The organism is Streptomyces sp. NPDC046876 (genome assembly GCF_040645035.1).
Classification (GTDB): Bacteria; Actinomycetota; Actinomycetes; order Streptomycetales; family Streptomycetaceae; genus Streptomyces.
Genome location: NZ_JBEYXK010000079.1, coordinates 12,935 through 32,081, shown reverse-complemented (window position 1 = coordinate 32,081; position 19,147 = coordinate 12,935). Strand labels below are relative to the sequence as shown.

Genomic DNA, 19,147 nt, shown 5'->3' with positions numbered 1-19,147 from the left:
TGGCGTCGTCGGCGCGGACGAGCAGGTCCTGGTGGGCCGTGAAGTACGGGCCCGCGAAGTCGACCTTCTCCCGGCGCTTGTCGTTGATCGAGTAGCTCGCGGCGACGAACTTGACCTCGTTGTACTGGAGCAGCAGCTCGCGGTCGGAGCTGTCGACCCGCTTGAACTCGATCTGCTCCGGCTTGTAGCCGAGCTCCTTGGCGATGTACCTGGAGACGTCCACGTCGAAACCGGAGAAGGTGCCCCCCGCCTCGCGGACGCCGACACCAGGCTGGTCGAACTTGATGCCGATGGAGAGGGTCCCCTTGGGTCCTTCGTCGCCGCCGCAGCCGGTGGCGGTCAGGGCGAGGCCGATCACAGCGGCCATCGCACCAGCCTTGGGGACCTTCATGTTGCAACTCTTTCCTCGGGGACGCGGGACGCGGAGCGGGATCGCCGGTGCGCGTGGAACCGCGGGGGTACGTAGAAGCGTCAAGACGCGTGTACGAGGAAGCTAGGAATGCCGCCGCCGCGGTGTCACTGGATCTGAGCAAAACTTGAGGTAACGATCCGGCTCGACCGGCGTTTCTGCGGCGATTACGGCTTCGAACGGGATAAAGGGGGACGTCCGCGGTGACAGGTTCGGTACGGGTCGATGGAAATGCACTGTTCCTTGGTGAAGGGGTGCAGATCCGGTTCATCCGGACATTGCGCCTGCCGGAGTCCGGCACCCACGCCCTTCCCCCGGGCCTGGGGGAGTTCCCGCTGCGCCGGGTCGAGGACTATCCGGACACCGTGCCGCCCGAGTGGCTGGCGAAGGGCGGGGTGATGCTCCCGGTGTACCTGCGCGAGGCGATGTGGCTGAGCTTCGGCCGCAGCAGCGAGCCCGCCGCGCTCCAGGTCGGCGTCGGCAAGGTGTGCGCCGTCTCCGGCAGGCCCTGGACGGGCCGCCTGGCGCGCGGTCCGCAGAACGGTCCGCAGAACGGTCCGCAGAACTACGTGGTCCTGCCGCGCCAGCCCTGGCTGGACGGGATCAACTCCGGCGACGGAACCGTGCGCCAGTTCGTCGCCGTCCCGCTCGGGCTCGGCGCCACCGTCGAGGGCCAGGTCACCGGCGAGGAGACCACCGGCGGCGTACAGCTCCAGGCGTTCCCGCTCGCCCCGGCTCCGCTGGCCCGGTGGCGGGCCGAGCAGGCCGCCGCCCGGGAGGCCCGCGCCCGCGCCGTCCCGTCCGGCCCCCTGTACGGCTCCGCCCCGGGCGGCGCCCCCGGTTCCGCCCCGGGGTACGGCTCCGCCCCCGGGTTCGCCGGCCCCGTACCGCCGCCGGCGGCGCGGCCCGCGGGCGGCGCCGGTCCGGCGCCCGTCCGCGCGCCCGCGCCGGCCATGGGCCTCGGCGTCGGCGGCTCCATGCACCAGGAGGTCTACCGCGACGAGCGGCCGCTGTCCGACTGGGCCGAGGAACCCGCCGGGCGGGTCTTCGTCCACCTCGTGCCGCCGCCGGAGTGGAGCCGCATCACCGGCGAGCCCGCCCCGCCCTCGCCGGTCGACCGGGCCGCGTACACCCGGGCCGGGCTGCCCTGGTTCGACTACTACGACGAGACGGGCACCGACCTCGCGCCGACCGACGCCCTCGCCTCCGTCAAGCCGGTCGGCGACTGGCTCGGCGACGACCACACGCCGTGGACGCCGCCCGCCCCGGGCCAGGTCAAACCCCTCGGAAACGCACCGAGGCCGGGCAAGCCGGTGCAGGACGGCGATTGGTGACGCCCGTTCAAACTGGTGATCGAGTTCGGTCCGGACTGCCGCTATGATCTGCGCAGCAAGGCCGTAGCGCAGAGGTCGTCGCGCCCAAGCATCGAGCTGGAGGACGTCGGTTCGAATCCGACCGGTCTTGCGTTTTCTTCAAGTGGCTGTCGACGCCGGGCACCGGCGATGGAAACCGGTGGAGTGGTGATGACACGGCCGATACCCGTACGGTGCCCCGCGATCGAGCACCCCGACCTGCCGCTCGCGGACCCGGCCGGCCTCGACCCGCTCCTCGCCCGGCTCGCCGCGGTCGAAGACGTCGCAGCCGACGAGACCTTCACCCTCGGCACCCTGCGCGCGGACGGCCGCGTCGACCTGTGCAAGCAGGGCCTCGGCCCGGCCGGCGCCGCCCGGGTCGCGGACGCCGCCGCCCGCTCCGCCCACGCCCGCCACCTGCTCCTCGGCACCAACTCCATCGGCGACGAGGGCGCCCGCACGCTCGCCGGCGCCCTCACCGAGGGCCACGGCCTGCACACCCTCTACCTGGGCTGCAACCGCATCGGACCCGACGGAGTCGCCGCCCTCGCGGCCGCCCTCGCCGAGGACACCGACGTCAAGGCCCTGTGGCTCAAGCGCAATCCCGTACGCGAGGACGGCGCCCGCACCCTCGCCGCCCTGCTCCGGCGCAACCGCACCCTGCGCACCCTGGACCTGGTCAACACCGGCATCGGCACCGAGGGCGTACGCCTCCTGCTCGACGCCCTGCGCACGCGCGAGGCCCCGTTGGAGCGGCTCTTCCTCGGCGGCAACGGCCTCACCGCGGACGACGCCCCGCTGCTCGCCGCCCTCATCCGCGAAGCCGGCGTCCGCGAGCTGTACCTGCCCGCCAACCACCTCGGCGACGAGGGCGCCGCGGTCCTGGCCGCCGCAGCGGCCGCCGACCCCGCACACCCCGTCCGCCTCGGCCTCGGCGGCAACGGCATCGGCCCCGCCGGCGCCCGAGCCCTCGCCGACGCCCTCGGCGGCATCGAGACCCTCGACCTCGGCCGGCCGCTCTCCGAGCGCAGCCTCGGATCCACCGGAAACTCCACCGGCGACGAAGGCGCGCACGCCCTGGCCGCCGCCCTCCCCGGCACCCCGCTGCGCCGCCTGGAACTGCGCCACACCGGACTGACCGGGCGCGGCGCGAAGTGCCTGCTCGCCGCCGTCCCCGACGGCACCCCGCTGGAGTACGTCGGCCTCGGCCCCGGCCTGCCCCGCAAGGTCAAGCGGTCCTTCACCGCCCGCCTGCGGCCCGCCCGGCCCGCCCACCCCGACCTCGGCGCGATCACGAGCGTGTACCGGTGAGCGCCCGCGGCACGCACCCCGAACCGGCGCGGCTGCCCGGCGGCTTCCTCCAGGAGGACGCCTCGTCCTGGCAGCGGATCCGCCGCTACGCCGTACCCGGCTGGATGATCGAGCGGGCCACCGCGCACCGGCTGGCCGGCGAGTGGCAGGCCGCCTGCGCGGCCGCCGCCGTGGACGTCACCTTCACCCTGTCCGAGCTCGCCTCCCGTTACGGGACCCCCGTCGCGGAGGCCGTCGAGGACGACCTGCGCCACCTCGCCCCCGACCTGGTGCGCTGGCACCTGCCCCGCACCCTGGGCGGCCGCACCACGCTCAAGCCGGGCGTGCGCGTCCTGCTCGCCCGCTACGGAGCGGGCCCGGACGCACCCGTCCTGTCGGCCACCACCGGCCCGATGGTCGACGGCCCGCAGCGGCTGCGCCTGCACTGCGAGTTCCGCCGGGAGCAGGAGAGCGACGACCACTACACCTTCACGGACAGCTACCGGTTCGAGAACTGGATCGCGGCCCGCCCGCTGTGGGACGGCCGACACACCGCCGAGCTGCGCGAACGCCTCACGGCCGGCGCCGCCCGGCTGCCGTTCTTCGCGCCCGACGGCACGCCGCTGACCGAGGACGAGCTGCCGGCCGCCGACCCCGGCGCCGCCGACCCGGCCGCGCACGCGGAGCGGATCGCCCTGCTGTGCGCCCACGGGGAGTTCGACGAGGCCTACGAGGCCGCCGGCATCGAGCGCGACCTGACCGCACCCGAGGCCTCCCCGGTGTACGGCCGCCCCACGGACACGGGGGCGCTGACCAGGAGCCGCCTGCTCGACATCACCCGCATGGAGGCGGAGGCCCGGCGCCTGCAGGCGGCCGGCGAGGGCGACCGCTTCCGCATCCCGCTGTCCTGGAACGGCAACCTCGTGGTCGAGCCGACCGGATCCCGCGGCCTGAAGGTGTCCCTCCTCGGGAGGGAGGAGGCCCCGGCGGTGCCCCGGCTGCCGCTGTTCGCCTGGAGCCGGCTGCCCGACCTCGACCTCGTCCGCACCGGCCGGATCACCCCGCGCGAGCTGCACCCGCTGGTCGCCGCCGCCCTGTTCCCCGAGGCCGGCCCCGCCGCCGGTCCGCCCGCCCCGGCCCTGCCCGAGGCCGTACGGGTGCGCTGCCGCGGCGAGTGGCACGAGGTGCGCTCGCAGGGCGGCGTACTGGACCTGCTGCGCCACAGCGCCGAGGAGCAGCAGCGCGAGCGCGCCATGCGGGCCTTCGGCGGAGAGGTCGCCGGCTGCTTCGCCGTCCAGCACGACTGGACCACCGGCACGGGATGGCTGCCGCGCGCCCTGAAGGAGGAGCGGCGCGAGCTGTTCCTGCGCGCCCAGCACGGCGACACCCCGGGCGTCACGGCCCTGCTGGACGCCGGCACGGACCCCCGGGTCCGCGACGGCCGCGGCTACACCCTGCTGCACGTGCTGAACCTGCTCGACCACAAGGAGCTGCTGCCGCGGCTGCTCGCGGCCGGCCTGGACCGGGAGGCCCGCTCCGTCCTCGGCGACCTGACCCCGCTCCAGGTCGCCGTCCAGTACGGCGGCTCCGGCGACCTCGTCAAGGCGCTCCTCGACGCCGGCTGCCGCATCGACGTCACCGGCGATGCGGAACTCTCCCTGGCCCAGCTGATCCGCCGCTACCAGCGCACCGACCTCGCCTTCCTGCGCAAGCGGGTCGAGGAGGAGTTCCCCGACATCGGCGCCGACTGGTTCGAAGACTGGATGGAATTCCGCGAGGAGGACCAGGACGACGAGGACCAGGACGACGAGGACGAGGACGAGGACGAGGACGAGGACGCATGAGCCCCCAGCCGCCGGCCCTGGCCGCCGCCGACGCCCTCGGCGCCCGGCTGCGCGCCACCCGTACCGAACCCGCGGCCAACCCCCAGCTCCAGGCACTGGCCCTGGCCGTGACGGCCAACCAGCCCGTCCTGCTGTGGGGTGAGCCCGGCATCGGCAAGTCCGCCGGCATGCAGCAGCTCGCCGACGTGCTCGGCGTGGAGCTGGAGACCGTCATCGCCAGCGTCCACGAGCCCTCCGACTTCGCCGGCCTGCCCATCGTCGGCGAGGACCCGGCCACCACCGGCGTGCCCATGGCCCCGCCGGACTGGGCGGTCCGCCTCGCCCGCACCGGACACGGCCTGCTGTTCTTCGACGAGCTGTCCTCCGCCCCGCCGGCCGTGCAGGCCGCCCTGCTGCGCGTGGTCCTCGAACGCCGGGTCGGCAGCCTCGAACTGCCCGAGTCCGTACGGATCGTCGCGGCGGCCAACCCGCCGTCCAGCGCCGCGGACGGCTGGCACCTCAGCCCGCCGCTGGCCAACCGGTTCGTGCACCTCGACTGGACCCACAGCCCGCGCACCGTCGCCCGCGGCATGGCCGGCACCTGGCCCGAGGTGGCCATCCCGCCGGTCGACCCCGGCCGCATCTCCGGTGCCGTCGCCCGCGCCCGCGGAGTGGTCTCCGGCTTCCTCACCGCCCGCCCCGGCCTCGTCCACCACATGCCCGCCGAGGCCGAGGGCCGCGGCCGTGCCTGGCCCTCCCCGCGCACCTGGGAAATGGCGCTGCGGCTGCTGGCCACCGGGTACGCGTCCGGCGCCGACCGGGAGGCCCTGGCGGCCGCGCTCACCGGCGCCGTCGGCGAAGCCGCCGGGATCGAGCTGCTCTCGTACCTGGAGCACCTCGACCTGCCCGACCCCGACCGGGTCCTGGCCGACCCCGACGCCTTCGCCCTGCCCGAACGCGGCGACCGGCAGCTGGCGTTCCTCATCGCCGTGGTCGCGGCCGTGCAGGGCGAGCTGACCCGCCCCCGGTGGGAGGCGGGCTGGGCCGTGCTGGCCAAGGCCGTGGACGCGGGCGTGCCCGACGTGGCCGCACGCGCCGCCGCCGACCTGGCCGCGATGCGCGACCTGGACTGGCCCGTGCCCTCCGGCATCGACGCCTTCGTCGAACTCCTCCAGCTCTCCGGCGCACTGCCCGGCACCGGCTGACCCGGCCGTGGACCGTCCGACGGACGCAGCCGGGCCCGCGGGCGCGCAGGCCCCGGTCGAGGCGGAGGCCCCCCTGGACCGGGCCAAGCTGCTCGCCGCCCGGTACAAGGCGGCCGAAGACCGGCCGTACCTCGCCTCCGCCCTGTACGCGCTCACCGTCGTCCCCTCCGCCCGGCTCAGGACGATGGCCGTGGACCGGCACTGGCGCGTCTACGTCTCGCCCGCCTTCGTGGAGGCGACGCCGGTGGCGGAGCTGGCCGGCGTGTGGATCCACGAGGTCTCCCACCTGCTGCGCGACCACCACGGCCGGGCCGAGCGGCTCCCGGCCGCCGACCAGCGCGACCCGGTCCGCGTCAACATCGCGCAGGACTGCGAGATCAACGACGACCTCATCGCCGACGGGCTCGCGCTGCCCGAAGGGCGGATGGAGCCGAGGCTCTTCGGCCTGGACACCGGCGGCCTGTTCGAGACGTACCTGCCGGCGATCCCGCCGACCCCGGACGGCATGTGGGACTGCGGATCGGGCGCCCACGGCGTGCCCGGCCCCTGGGAGCTCGGCGGCGCCGGCCCGGCCCGCGTCAGCCCGGTCGAGGCCGAGGCCCTGCGCCGTCAGACCGCCCAGGCCATGCGCGCCCACCAACGCAGCCGCGGCACCCTGCCGGCCGGCTGGCAGCGCTGGGCGCAGGAGGTGCTCGAACCCACCGTCGACTGGCGCACCGCCCTGTCCGGGGCGGTCCGGGAGGCCGCCGCCTGGGCGGGCGGCGCGGTCGACTACACCTACCGCCGCCCCTCGCGCCGCACCCCCGCCCTCGGCGGCCGGGTCGTGCTGCCGAGCCTGCGCCGGCCGCTGCCGCGCGTGGCGATCGTCATTGACACCTCGGGGTCCATGGGCGAGGACGACCTCGCCGCCGCCCTCGGCGAAGTGACCGGCGTCCTGCGCGAGGTCGGCGTACGCGGCAACCGGGTCGCCGTCCTCGCGTGCGACGCGGACGTGCACGCCGTGGCCCGGGTGACCAGCACCGACCAGGTGGCCCTGGCCGGCGGGGGCGGCACGGACATGCGCGTCGGCATCGGCGCCGCCCTGGCCATGCCGGACCGGCCGAACATCGTCGTCGTCCTGACCGACGGGTACACGCCGTGGCCCGGGGAGTCCCCGTCGTGCCGGCTGATCGCCGCGCTGATCGGCGAGGGCGCGCCGCAGCCGCCGTCGTGGGTGGAGACCGTACGCGTCGCCTCCCGACCCTGACCGGGCTCTGCCCGGACCCTCCCCCGGACTCCGTCCGGGGGACCCCCACTCAAACGCCGGCGAGGCTGGAAATGCCGGACCCCCGCCGGCAGAGGCGGGGGGCTGGATTGGGCTGCGGCGGAGCCGGCCGGGCTTGCGGAGGCTGCAAGTTCCGCCACGCCCGCCTCCAGGACCGTCCGGCCACCGCGCGTCCCGACGGGCCGTCCCCGTGACGGCTGGCCGGGAACGTACGGTCGGCCGGACCGCGGCGGCGGCCGCATGACAGCATGGCCGGGCAACACCCGTTCGACGAAGGGGGAGTTCGATGAGCAGCGCGGTGGATGCGGTACGCAAGGGCCTGGCCAAGGTGGAGGTCGCCCTGCGGTGGGACCCCAGCCCGGCGGGCACCCCTGCGCACGACCTGGACATCGTCGCGGCGGTGTACGCGGCCGCCGACCCGTACGGCGAGCCCGCCCAGCTCGTGCACTTCGGCAGCCGTTCCCCCGACGGCACGATCACCCTCGACCGCGACAGCCGCACCGGGCAGGGCTTCGGCTTCGACGAGGTGATGACCCTCGAACTGAACCGGATGAGGCCGGAGTCGGTGCGCATCGTGGTGGGAGTGGTGATCCAGGACGCGGGGCCGAGGGGCGGCCGCAGGAAGACCTTCGCCGCCATAGGCGGGACCGGGATCCGGATCCGCGAGGGCCACACCGACCTCGCGGTCGGCGACTTCGCCTCCGTCCCGGAGGCCACCGCGGCCACGGTCGCGCTGTTCACCCGCGACGCCGCGGGCAGTTGGTCCCTGGACGCCGCCGTACGCGGCTACGACGCGGACCCGGAGGACTTCGTCCGCACCATGGGCGCCCGCCCCTGACGGACGCCCGGACGGTGACGGGGGCCGGGCCGGCCGCGCCGAGCCCGGGGCCTGCGCGGGCCGGGCGGCGCTCACCCCATCGCACGGGTGAGTGCCGCCCGGCCCGGGTGGCGCGCTGCCGCCGTCCCCACGAGGCAGCGCGGGCGGGTCGCCGTCCGGTCATCGGTGACGGCGGCCCGCCGGTTCAGGGGGCCGGTGCCGGGCCCGCGGAGGCCGGCCCGGGTGCCGGCGCGAGGCCGAGGCCGGGCAGCAGGGCCGTTTCGACGAACCGGACCAGGTAGTCGGCGTCGGCGTACTGCCCCTCCAGTACGGGCCGGATCCGCAGGACGCCCATGAGCTGGGCCGGGAGGAACTCCACCGCCGGGTGGTCCGCGGCGATCTCCCCGCGTTCCACGGCCCGCGCCACCATCGCGTCGAACGCCGCGAGCTCCGGCTCGACCAGCGCCTCGCGCAGGGCCGCCTGGAGCTTTTCGTCGTTGAGCACCGCATGGGCCAGCGCGGCCTCGGTGAGGCGGGTGTCGCGCCCCGAGTTGCCTGCGGCGATCCGGGCCGCCTCGCGCAGGTCGCCGGCGAGCGTGCCGGTGTCCACGGCCACGAGAGTGCCCTTGCGGTTCGCGCGCAGGGCCGCCGCGACCAGCTGTGGCTTGGTCTTCCACTGCCGGTAGAGCGTGGATTTGCCGCAGCAGGCCCGGGCGGCGACGCCCTCCATGGTGAGGGCCTCGTACCCGTGTTCGCGCAGCTGCTCCAGGACGGCGTCGTAGAACTCCTGCACCCGCTCGGGGGTGATTTTGGAGCGGCGCGCGGCGGGCGGCGTCGACGTCATGGTGTGCGGCTCTCCTCGGGGCTCCGCGGTGGCTCGGTTCCGTGAGGAAAGTGTACGGGAACGCGAGCGTATCGGTACACCGGCGTATCGATACGGGAATGTATCGATACACTTGCGTGTCGGTACGAGGGTGGCCGAGACCAGTCGCTCTGCACCGACGCTCCAACCGCGCACAGGCGGCGCCCGAGTACAGGAAGAGAGACCGGGGGAATGACCTCCCACAGCACACCTGCCGGGCCGGCGGGCGGCCCGGGCACCGGGGCCGGGCAGCGCCGCCGCCTCATACGCGAGCTGCTGCTCGTCGCGGGCCTGTTCGCCGTCTACAAGGCGGGCCGGCTGCTCTCGACGGACCGCACCGACGAGGCGTTCCGCAACGCCGGCCGGATCTGGGACGCCGAACGCGCCCTGCACCTGCCCGGTGAGGGCGCCGTGCAGCGGCTGCTGCTGCCCGGGACGGGCGCGGGCGGCGGCGCGGGGGAGGCCCTGGTCCACGCCGCGAACACGTACTACGCCGCCGTGCACTTCCCGGCGACCGCGCTCTTCCTCGTCTGGCTGTACCTGCGCCGGCCCGCCCACTACCTGTGGACCCGGCGCGTGCTCACCGCCGTGACCGGCGCCGCCCTCGCCCTGCACCTCGCCCTCCCGCTCGCGCCGCCGCGGATGCTGGCCGCCGCGCACCTCGTGGACACCGCGCAGGTGTACGGGCCCGCCGTCTACCGGTCCGCGCCCGAGGCCGACACCCTGGCCAACCAGTTCGCCGCCATGCCCTCGCTGCACTTCGGGTGGGCGCTGATGCTGGCCCTCGGCATGATCGCGGCCATCCGGTCCCGGTGGCGGCTCCTGTGGCTGCTGCACCCGCTGCTGACCCTGCTCGTGATCGTCGGCACGGCCAACCACTACTGGCTCGACGCGGTCGTCGCCACCGTCCTGCTGGGGGCCGCGCTGCTGGTGATCCGGCCTCCGAAGCGCCCCGCCCGCACCCTGGCGGTCGTACGCCACCTGCCGCAGCAGCGGCGCGCCGCGGGAGCGGAGCCTGCCGGGGCCGATCCCGCCGCGCCCGCGGGGGCGGAATCGGCCGAGGCCGAGCCTGCCGGGGCCGTGGGAGCCGGACGATGAACGCCACCGCCCTCGCCGTCGTGCTCTGCCTCGCCTCCGCCGCGGCCTATGCGGCGGCCGCGGTCGCGCAGGAACGTCTCGCCCGGGCCGCCGAGGCCCGCACCGCCCGCGCCCTGCTCGGCAGCGGCGCCTGGTGGTGGTCCGCCGGCCTGAACGCCTCCGCGGCGCTGCTGCACGCCGCCGCCCTGCGCTACGGGCCCCTCACCCTGGTCCAGCCGCTCGGCGCCCTCACCCTCGTCGCCGCGGTCCCGATGGGCGCGCGCGGCGCCGGCCGCCGGGTCGCCGCCACCGAGTGGCGGGGCACCCTCGCCACCGTCCTCGGACTCGGCCTGCTGCTGCTCCCCGCCTCCGGGCCGGCCCCCGACGACACCCTCACCCTGGCCGAGGCCCTGGCCGTGTCGGGTGCGACCGGCGCCGCCATCCTGCTGCTGACGCTGCGCCGCGACGTCCGCTCCGGGCTGCGGCACGCCACCGCGTCCGGGCTGGCCTCCGCCGTCGCCTCCGCGCTGACGCAGACCGTGGCGGTGGCCGGCGGCCGCGGCGGGTCCCTGTTCAGCGGGCGGGTCGTCGCCGTCGCCCTGCTCGTCGTGGTCTTCGCCGTGGGCGGCCTGCTGCTGTCGCAGCGGGCCTACCGGGGCGGCCTCGGCGCACCGCTCGCCGTGGTCAACCTGGCCAATCCGCTGGCCGCGGCCGTCATCGGCATGGTCCTGCTCGGCGAACGCCTCCAGGGCGGCGCGCCGGGGCTCCTCCTCGCGCTCGCCGGAGCCCTGGCCGCGGCCCGCGGCGTCCTGCTGCTGACCCGTACCGCCCCTGCTGCCCCGGCCGCTCCTGGTGCCCCGGCCGCCGCGGCGGCTCCCTCGACGGTCACCCGTGTGGCAGCATGACCCGCATGGCTGACGGGTCGTACCTCTCGCTCTGGTCCAAGAACTCGGTGCTGTCCATCGGTTCGGTGGGCTCGGTCCTGTCCATCGGATCCGTCGGCAGCGTGCTCTCGGTCGGTTCGGCCGGCTCCGCGCTCTCCCTCGGCTCCGCCGGCTCCTGGATGAGCACGGGCTCCCTGCTCAGCGCCCAGTCGAGGCGGTCGGTGCTGTCCTTCAAGTCTCACGGGGCCGTGCTCGCCGCCCGTTCCCACCGGCCGCCCCGGACCGTGCTCGACCGCCGTTCGCGCACCGCCCTCGGCGCAGCCGCCGTCGCCGTCGCGGTCACCACGGCCGTTTGCCTGCGCACCCGCCCCAGCTGAGAACCGTTCCGGCCCCTTCCGCGTCCTCCCGGGTGAGTGGACACCACGTGCCACGCACCACCCACCCATCCACCGAAGCGGAGTGAACAGGCATGGGGATCGTCAGCTGGATCGTCCTGGGGCTGCTCGCCGGCGCCATCGCCAAGTTCCTGCTGCCGGGCCGTGACCCCGGAGGCCTGATCGGCACCACCCTCATCGGCATCGCCGGCGCCTTCATCGGCGGGTGGCTCTCCGCGAAGTTCCTCGACAAGCCGATCGCCAACGAGTTCTACGATCCCGCCACCTGGGGTGCCGCCATCGCCGGGTCCCTCGTCCTGCTCATCGGCTACCGCATCCTGTTCGGCCACTCCCGCTCCCGGGACTGACGGAGGCCCGGCCGGGCCGGAGCCGAAGCCCGACCGGTATCGGGGGCCGCTGCGCGGAGCCTTCTCCCCGCCCCGCCCTTTCTCCGTATCCCGGGCCTCCGCCCCGGCCCCCGCCCGCCTCAATCGCCGGCGGGGCTCAAAGACCGGGGCTCCGCCCCCACCCCGCGCTCAAACGCCGGCCAATCCAGCCCCGCCGGCGTTTGAGGCGCGGGGTCTGGGGCAGCGCCCCAGTCGCCCCGGCTCCGCTGGGCGTTGGGCTCTGCCCGCGGCTTCGCCGGTGCCTGGCACAGGGGGCCGGCACAGTCAGCCCTGCCGGCGTTTGAGGCGCGGGGTCTGGGCGGAGCCGCAGGGGCCCGGACCCCGCCCCGCGACGGGCCGCGCATAGGCTGGGCCGTACGGCGCGACCTACCGGCTGCGAGGAGTCCAGAGCGATATGACCGTCACACCCGTCCCCACCAGCGACCTGTACGACGAGCACGGCGAGGACCTGGAGATCTGCGCCACCGACTTCCGGCAGTTCGGCGGTCGCCGGCTCTTCGCCGGTCCGGTGCGCACGCTCTCCTGCCGCGAGGACAACGCCCTGCTGCGCGACGTCGTCAACAGCCCCGGCGGGGGCGCCGTCCTGGTCGTGGACGGCGCCGGCTCGCTGCGGACCGCGCTCACCGGCGACCTCATCGCCGGCGCGGCGCAGCGCAACGGCTGGGCGGGCCTGATCATCAACGGCGCGGTCCGCGACAGCGTCGCCCTCGGCGGCCTCGACCTCGGCATCAAGGCCCTGGGCACCGTCCCGCGCAAGAGCGGCAAGACCGGCGCGGGGACCGTGGACGAGCCGGTCACCCTCGGCGGAGCCGTCTTCCGCCCCGGGGACACCGTGTACGCCGACGACGACGGCGTGGTCGTCCTCCCGGCCTGACGCGGCAGGGGGCGGGATCCGGCCAGATGCGGTGTCACGGGCCTGGCGGGCGGCGGCGCGGGGCCGGTTCACTGCGGGGCCATGACACGACACAGGATCACCGGCCTGCTCGGCGCGCTCGCGCTCGCCGTGGCCACCCTGGCCGCCGCGGGACCCGCGCAGGCCCGCACCGCCGCCGGCCCCGCGCAGGCCCGCACCGCCGCCGCCCCCGCGCAGGCCCGTACCGCCGCGGCGCCCGCAGACACCCCGCCCGCGGAGTTCGGCACCGACTGGCACGACCCGCTCACCGCCGCCCCGCCCGTCGAGCGCCCCGCGACCCGCTCCTGCGAACTGACCCTGGCCGAGGCCCAGTTCCGCGACTTCACCCCGTACACCGGCACCTACACGCCGCCCGCCGGCTGCGGCACCGGCCCCTGGGCCAAGGTGGTCCTGCGTCTCGACGGCAAGGTCAAGGGCCGCCAGTACGACCGGCTCGGCCACCTCTCCGTGGGCGGCGTCGAGATCCTGCGCACCTCCACCCCCGAGCCCTCGCCCGACGGCATCACCTGGTCCGTCGAGAAGGACGTGACCCGCTACCGCGACACCCTCAGCCGGCCGCAGCCCGTCGAGATGCTGATTGGAAACGTCGTCAACGACATCTATACCGGCGTCATCGACGTCAAGGCCACCCTCACCTTCTATGCCGCCGAGCGGCATTCAGCGGCCCCCGACACCCCCGACCGGGTCCTCCCGCTCACCACGCCCGCCGTGACCACCCCGCGCAACACCGAACGGCTCCTCGCCGAGGTGTACGCCACCGGCTCGGGCGGCGGCTGCGAGGAGTTCTGGTACCTGACGGTCCCCGACGCGGCCCCGTACTCCTGCAAGGCCGCCGGCGGTCCGCACCGCGAGGTCCGCATAGCCGTCGACGGACAGCTCGCCGGTATCGCCGCCCCCTTCCCGACGGTGTGGACCGGCGGCTGGTCCAACCCGTTCCTCTGGTACGTCACGCCCGCGCCCCGCGCCTTCGACGTCCAGCCGGTGGTCTACGACCTCACCCCGTACGCCGCCCTGCTCAACGACGGCCGCGAGCACCGCATCGAGGTCTCCGTCGCCGGCGTCCCGGCGGGCCAGAGCGGTTGGAGCACCCCGGTGAACCTGCTGCTGTGGCAGGACGAGGGCCGGGCCGTCGTCACCGGCGCGCTGACCCGGCACGAGGAGAGCGAACCGGCCGGCTCCAGCCGCTGGACGCCCGCGACCTCCACCACCCGGCACCGCCTCGACACCGAGGGCGAGCACCGCCTGACCGTCGCCGGACGCCTGGACACCTCGCACGGCCGCATCACCACCACGGTCACGCGCTCCGTGCGCGCCACGTCCGTGCACACCTGGACGGACGGGGAGAACCAGGACGCGCTGACCGCCACGTGGACCGACGAGGACAGCGTGACCCGCGGCAACTCCACCACCCGCACCGCGCGCACGTACACGATGGACGGCGAGACCACCCTCGGCGCCGCAGACCGCCTGCGGACCGTCATCGCGCTCGGCGACCGCTCCGAGACCACCACCGTGCGCGGCGGCCGCACCGTCGACCGGACCCGGCTCGACGACCGGTACACCGGCGACGCGAGCTACACGGCGAACGTGCCCCGCGACCAGCGCCACGCCGTCGGCACCAGCACCGAGCGCTACCAGCTGTACGGGGCTCCCACCGGCCGCGGCTGCTACGACAGGACCGTCACCACCGCGCAGGGCACCGTGACGGAGGACCGGCGACGCTGCTGACACCGGCGGCGCCTACGATGACCCGCCATGGACATGAGTGAGGCCGGCAGATCCGGCAGACAGCTGGTCGACGGCCGATTCGAACTGATGGCGCCCCTGGGCGCCGGTGGCATGGGCACGGTGTGGCGCGCCCGCGACATCGCACTGCACCGCGACGTCGCCCTGAAGGAGGTGCGCCCGCCGGACCCGGCGACGGCCGCGGCCCAGCCCGGCCTCACCGTCCAGTTGCGGGAGCGGGCGGTGCGCGAGGCCCGGGCCCTGGCCCGCCTCGCGCACCCCAACGTGGTGACGATCCACCACATCGTCGAGCCGGCCGAGGGCGCGGACGGGCACCCGTGGATCGTGATGGAGCTCGTCAAGGGCGGCTCCCTGAGCGACCTCCTGGAATCCGGGCCGATGCCGGTCGCGGACGTCGTCCGCCTGGGCCTCGACGTGCTGTCCGCGCTGCGCGCCGCGCACGCCGAAGGGATCCTCCACCGCGACGTGAAACCGGCCAACGTCCTGCTGCGGCCCGACGGCTCGGCCGTGCTGACCGACTTCGGCATCGCCGCCCTGCACGGCTCGACCGCACTCACCTCCACCGGTGTGCTCATCGGCTCCCCGGAGTACATCGCGCCCGAGCGGGCGCGCGGCGAGGAGGGGCTCGCGGCCTCCGACCTGTGGTCGCTGGGCATGCTCCTGTACGTGGCGGCCGAGGGGACCAGCCCGCTGCGCCGGGCCACCAGCCTGGCCACCGTCGTCGCCGTGCTGGAGGACCCGATCCCGGCGCCGGTGCGCTCCGGCCCGCTGGGGCCCGTACTGGAGCGGCTGCTCGTACGGGACCTGGCCGTGCGGCCGGACGCGGCGCAGCTGGAGCAGATGCTCCGGGACGCGGCCGCTGCGGCTGCCGCCGGCTCGGGCCCTGCGGCGCCGGCCGCGCCGCAGGCCACCCCGGGCGGGTACGGCCCGCCGAGCACCCAACCGGCCGGCGCGGTGCCCCCGGCCGCCACGCCGCCCGCCGGCATCCCGCCGTACTCCGCCGGGCCGGCGGTCGGCGGGCCGTACGCGCCCCCGCCGTTCACTCCCGGGGGCGGATCCCCGTACTCCGTCTCCGTCACCGCGGCCGTCCCGCCGGTGCCGCGCGCCCCGCGCCGCCGCCTGGTCCTGATCGGCGCCGGCCTCGCGCTGGCGCTGGCCGGCTGGGTGTTCTGGATGTTCCAGGGGCTGTCCGGCGTCGGCTCGTCGGGCTCGTCCGCGAAGGGAGGGGGCGGCGCCTCGTCCTCCTCCTCCGGCGCGGCGACCGCCCCCTCCACCCCGGCCTCGAGCGCCAAGGCGGACTCCCCGCGCCAGAGCGGGAACAAGGCCGCGCCCAAGGGCAGCCTGCTCACTCCCGCCAACGTCCGCGCCGCCGTCGAGGCGTTCAAGCAGAAGACGGGCACCACCGCCTTCGTGAAGATGACCGTCTACGAGGAGTACGTCCTCGCGGACATCCCCACCGCCGCCGGCGCCAGGACCTATGACCACTGGCGCTACGACGACGGCGGCGCGACCCGCACCGGCCCCGGCGGCACCGTCAAGGCCGAGGAGCCGCTGATCGACATGGCGGGCGTCAGCTGGGACGCCCTGCCGGGCCTCCTCGACACCGCCCAGAAGGAGCTCGGCGTCGCCAAGCCGACCATGCGCTACGTCATCGTCGAGCCCTGGCTCTTCGACCAGAGCCCCTCGATGCGGCCCTACCTCACCGACGAGTACGGCCAGGGCGGCTACATCTACGCCGACACCGAGGGCAAGGTCAAGAAGGTCTACCGCCTTTGACATGGTGTACCCGTACGCCCAGTCGTACGAGCAGCGAACGCGCGTACGGGTCACATACGTCCGAGGAGCACGGCCACCATGCCCACCTGGCGCACCACCCTCACGGAGGCCGGCATACGCGGTCCCCGGCTGCGTGACGACTACACGTACGTCGCGCGCCGGGTCCTGCGCCGCGAACCGGCCCCCTACCTGACGCTGCGTCTGCTCGCGGCGCCGCCGCTGGTGCCCTGGCTGGCGGCCGGCGTCGGCTTCATGAACCTGGTCGACGACGTCGCCGAGACCGGGACCGTGCAGCAGCGCCGCGCCAACCTCGCCGCGCTCACCGGGCGGGTCGAGGCGGCGCTGCACACCGGCGACAGCCCCGACCCGCTGCTGCGCGCGTACGTCCACGCCGTCGCCTCCCGCGGCCTGCCCGAGCCGTGGATCACCCGTTTCCTCGACGGCGCCGCCTCCGCCGAGGCGTGCTTCGACGGCTTCGACACCGAGGAGGACTTCCAGGCCTACCTCGACGCCTACGCCTGGCCGGGCCTGATGGCCTTCATCGGGCTCCAGTACCGGGGCGGCCCCGACGCCGAGCAGGCCGCCGGCTGGCGACGGTTCGTCGATGCCGCCCAGCGCGTCGACTTCCTCGCCGACCTCGCGGGCGACCTCGCCGACGGCCGGCTCTGCCTGCCGCGCGCCCGCCTCGCCGAGCACTCCGTCACCCGCGCCGACCTCGAACAGGCCCGCGACACCCCCGCCGTACGCGCCCTGCTCGCCGCCGAGGCCCGGCGCGCCCGGGCGGCCCTGGATGCCACCGACGGCATCCTCGACCTGACCGAGCCGGGCCTGCACCCGGTCGTCGCCACCATGACCGAGCTCATGGCACACCAGCTCGCGGCCGTCGAGCGGGCCGGCGCGGGCGCCCTGCGCCGGGACGTCGGCTACGGCCTCGTGGCCCCGCTGCGCACCCTGGCCCGCGCCCGCTCCGGAGCGCGGGAGCCCCTGCGGGCCGCCGGGCAGCGCGGGGCCGGGCGACGGTGACATTTGTCCTGCCGGAGTCCGTACAGGCGGATCTGCCGGGCGGCCCGGCCGGTTCGTAGCGTGGGGGACATGCCGAAGACGACCGCACCACTGCCCGCCGAGCCCCTCTCGTGCCGCCGCCCCCGCCCCGCGGACACCGGCGACGAGGCGGACACCGTGAAGGCCCCCAACGCCTACACCCTGCTGCCCTGGTTGCTGCTCGGAATGGGCGCGGTCTCCAACATCGTCCACGGGGAGACCCCGAACCCCTGGATCGGCGCCCTCGGCCTCCTCGTCTTCAACTCCCTCTACGTCACCCTGGTGTTCCGGGCCTTCGACGAGCGGGTCCGGGAAGCGGCGAGCACCCTCTGGTGCCTGGCCGCCCTGGGCGCGACCACCTGCGCCCTCGCCCTGGCCTACGGCGGCAGCTGGCTGCTGTTCTTCCCGCTGTGGGGGCTGGCCACCGGAGCGGTGGTCCGCCGCCGCAGGCTCGGGCCCGTGATGCTGGTCGTCACCGGCCTCGCCGGGGCGGTCGCGGGGTGGCACAAGGGCTGGGAGGGCTGGGACGCGCTCGGCGTCGTCTACGGGACCCTGCTCTCCGGGATGGTCACCGCGGCCATCCTGGCCCTGGCCGAGACCGTCCGCACCCTGCACGGGACCCGGCAGGAGCTGGCGCGCGCCGCGGTCGACCAGGAGCGGCTGCGCTTCTCCCGCGACCTGCACGACCTGCTGGGCCACACCCTCTCGGTGATCGTGGTGAAGTCGGAGGCGGCCCGCCGCATCGCCGCGCGGGACATGGACGCGGCCCTCGCCCAGGTCGGCGACATCGAGTCCATCGGTCGGCAGGCGCTGACCGAGATCCGGGAGGCCGTCACCGGCTACCGCGAGGCCAGCCTCGCCGCGGAGCTCGACCGGGCCCGGGGCGCGCTGACCGCCGCCGGCATCGAGCCCGTCGTACGGCAGTCCGGGCCCCCGCTGCCGCCGCAGGAGGCCGCCCTGCTCGGCTGGGTGGTCCGGGAGGCCGTGACCAACGTGATCCGGCACAGCGGGGCCGCCGGCTGCACGATCGAACTGCGCAGCTCGGCGGAGCGGGCCCGCCTGGTGATCACCGACGACGGCGACGGCGTAGGCTCGACCCCGCCGGGCAGCGGCCTGACCGGCCTGGCCGAACGCCTCGCGGCGGCGGGCGGCACCCTGGTGGGCGGGCCCGCCCCCGGGCGCGGCTTCCGGGTCACGGCCGAACTCCCGCTGGAAGCGGACGGAACCGACGACCCCGCAACGGAGGAGAGCCGATGATCAGGGTCCTGCTCGCGGAGGACCAGGGCATGATGCGCGGCGCCCTGGCCCTGCTGCTGGGGCTGGAGGAGGACATCGAGGTCGTCGCGCAGGTCGGCGCGGGGGACCGGATCGTGCCCGCGGCCCTGGACGCGCGGCCGGACGTGGCGCTGCTCGACATCGAACTGCCGGGCTGCAGCGGCCTCGACGCGGCCGCGGAGCTGCGCACGCGCCTGCCCGGGTGCCGGGTGCTGATCCTGACCACCTTCGGGCGGCCGGGCTACCTGCGCCGGGCGATGGAGGCGGGGGCCGCTGGCTTCCTGGTCAAGGACGGGCCGGTGGAGGAACTGGCCGCCGCGGTACGGCGGGTGCTGGCGGGGGAGACGGTCATCGACCCCGCGCTGGCCGCGGCCGCGCTGAGCGCCGGGCCGAACCCGCTGACGCCGCGGGAGGCCGATGCGCTGAACGCCGCGGTCGACGGGGCGACGGTCGCCGACATCGCGGCGCGGCTGCACCTGTCGGAGTCGACGGTGCGCAACTACCTGTCGTCGGCCATCGGCAAGACGGGTACCCGCAACCGGATGGAGGCCGTGCGTGCGGCCCGCCGCCAGGGGTGGCTGTGACGGCGGGCCCGCGGGCACGGACGGGTCGGACCGATCGGACCGGCCAGA

At 75.5% G+C, this 19,147-nt stretch carries 18 protein-coding genes and 1 tRNA gene; 17 read left to right on the top strand and 2 right to left on the bottom strand.

The features are described from left to right. On the bottom strand, window positions 1-391 hold a 391-nt coding region (locus ABZ924_RS29475; protein WP_361916246.1), incomplete at its 3' end, for a transporter substrate-binding domain-containing protein. Between the two features lie 221 nt (window positions 392-612). On the opposite strand from ABZ924_RS29475, the gene ABZ924_RS29470 reads away from it, so the two are divergent. From ABZ924_RS29470 to ABZ924_RS29440, 7 genes are all read left to right on the top strand, one after another. After that, window positions 613-1,743 (top strand): hypothetical protein, encoded by a 1,131-nt coding sequence (locus ABZ924_RS29470; protein WP_361916243.1) that lies wholly within the window; start codon window positions 613-615, stop codon window positions 1,741-1,743. Window positions 1,744-1,800: 57 nt separating this feature from the next. Beyond that, window positions 1,801-1,873, top strand: a tRNA-Arg gene (locus ABZ924_RS29465). A 59-nt stretch (window positions 1,874-1,932) separates the two neighbouring features. After that, complete coding sequence (locus ABZ924_RS29460; protein WP_361916241.1) at window positions 1,933-3,072, top strand: gala protein; 1,140 nt, start codon at window positions 1,933-1,935, stop codon at window positions 3,070-3,072. After that, window positions 3,069-4,895, top strand: coding sequence for an ankyrin repeat domain-containing protein (locus tag ABZ924_RS29455; protein ID WP_361916238.1), 1,827 nt, complete (start codon window positions 3,069-3,071; stop codon window positions 4,893-4,895). Before ABZ924_RS29460 ends, ABZ924_RS29455 begins: the two co-directional genes overlap by 4 nt. Then, on the top strand, window positions 4,892-6,079 hold the full coding sequence (locus ABZ924_RS29450; protein ID WP_361916235.1) for an AAA family ATPase: 1,188 nt from the start codon (window positions 4,892-4,894) through the stop codon (window positions 6,077-6,079). Before ABZ924_RS29455 ends, ABZ924_RS29450 begins: the two co-directional genes overlap by 4 nt. 73 nt (window positions 6,080-6,152) lie before the next feature. Continuing rightward, entirely contained in the window at window positions 6,153-7,325 is a 1,173-nt protein-coding gene (locus tag ABZ924_RS29445) for a VWA-like domain-containing protein (RefSeq protein WP_361916251.1), read from the top strand. Window positions 7,326-7,629: 304 nt separating this feature from the next. Next, window positions 7,630-8,181, top strand: a complete 552-nt coding sequence (locus ABZ924_RS29440) for a TerD family protein (protein ID WP_361916232.1) — start codon at window positions 7,630-7,632, stop codon at window positions 8,179-8,181. Window positions 8,182-8,365: 184 nt separating this feature from the next. Here ABZ924_RS29440 and ABZ924_RS29435 read toward each other — a convergent pair whose 3' ends face one another. After that, window positions 8,366-9,004, bottom strand: a complete 639-nt coding sequence (locus ABZ924_RS29435; protein ID WP_361916229.1) for a TetR/AcrR family transcriptional regulator — start codon at window positions 9,002-9,004, stop codon at window positions 8,366-8,368. A 210-nt stretch (window positions 9,005-9,214) separates the two neighbouring features. On the opposite strand from ABZ924_RS29435, the gene ABZ924_RS29430 reads away from it, so the two are divergent. The 10 genes from ABZ924_RS29430 (at window position 9,215) to ABZ924_RS29385 (ending at window position 19,099) form a co-directional block, all read left to right on the top strand. After that, a complete protein-coding gene (locus ABZ924_RS29430; RefSeq protein WP_361916226.1) occupies window positions 9,215-10,120 on the top strand; it encodes a phosphatase PAP2 family protein in 906 nt (301 codons plus the stop codon). Next, a complete protein-coding gene (locus ABZ924_RS29425; protein ID WP_361916223.1) occupies window positions 10,117-11,004 on the top strand; it encodes a hypothetical protein in 888 nt (295 codons plus the stop codon). Before ABZ924_RS29430 ends, ABZ924_RS29425 begins: the two co-directional genes overlap by 4 nt. A gap of 5 nt (window positions 11,005-11,009) precedes the next feature. Then, a complete protein-coding gene (locus tag ABZ924_RS29420) occupies window positions 11,010-11,360 on the top strand; it encodes a hypothetical protein (RefSeq protein WP_361916220.1) in 351 nt (116 codons plus the stop codon). Between the two features lie 92 nt (window positions 11,361-11,452). Continuing rightward, on the top strand, window positions 11,453-11,725 hold the full coding sequence (locus tag ABZ924_RS29415; RefSeq protein ID WP_361916217.1) for a GlsB/YeaQ/YmgE family stress response membrane protein: 273 nt from the start codon (window positions 11,453-11,455) through the stop codon (window positions 11,723-11,725). A gap of 433 nt (window positions 11,726-12,158) precedes the next feature. Further along, window positions 12,159-12,638 carry a ribonuclease E activity regulator RraA gene (gene rraA / locus ABZ924_RS29410; RefSeq protein ID WP_361916214.1) on the top strand — a complete coding sequence of 160 codons (480 nt, stop codon included), beginning with the start codon at window positions 12,159-12,161 and terminating at the stop codon, window positions 12,636-12,638. A gap of 138 nt (window positions 12,639-12,776) precedes the next feature. Then, entirely contained in the window at window positions 12,777-14,405 is a 1,629-nt protein-coding gene (locus ABZ924_RS29405; protein ID WP_361916248.1) for a peptide-N4-asparagine amidase, read from the top strand. 27 nt (window positions 14,406-14,432) lie between these two features. Next, window positions 14,433-16,199, top strand: coding sequence for a serine/threonine-protein kinase (locus tag ABZ924_RS29400; RefSeq protein WP_361916211.1), 1,767 nt, complete (start codon window positions 14,433-14,435; stop codon window positions 16,197-16,199). Between the two features lie 78 nt (window positions 16,200-16,277). Beyond that, window positions 16,278-17,222, top strand: a complete 945-nt coding sequence (locus ABZ924_RS29395; protein WP_361916208.1) for a squalene/phytoene synthase family protein — start codon at window positions 16,278-16,280, stop codon at window positions 17,220-17,222. 69 nt (window positions 17,223-17,291) lie between these two features. Beyond that, window positions 17,292-18,497, top strand: a complete 1,206-nt coding sequence (locus ABZ924_RS29390; RefSeq protein ID WP_361916205.1) for a sensor histidine kinase — start codon at window positions 17,292-17,294, stop codon at window positions 18,495-18,497. Continuing rightward, entirely contained in the window at window positions 18,494-19,099 is a 606-nt protein-coding gene (locus tag ABZ924_RS29385; protein WP_361916202.1) for a response regulator transcription factor, read from the top strand. The genes ABZ924_RS29390 and ABZ924_RS29385 overlap by 4 nt, the downstream gene beginning before the upstream one ends. The last annotated feature ends 48 nt before the right edge of the window (window positions 19,100-19,147 follow it).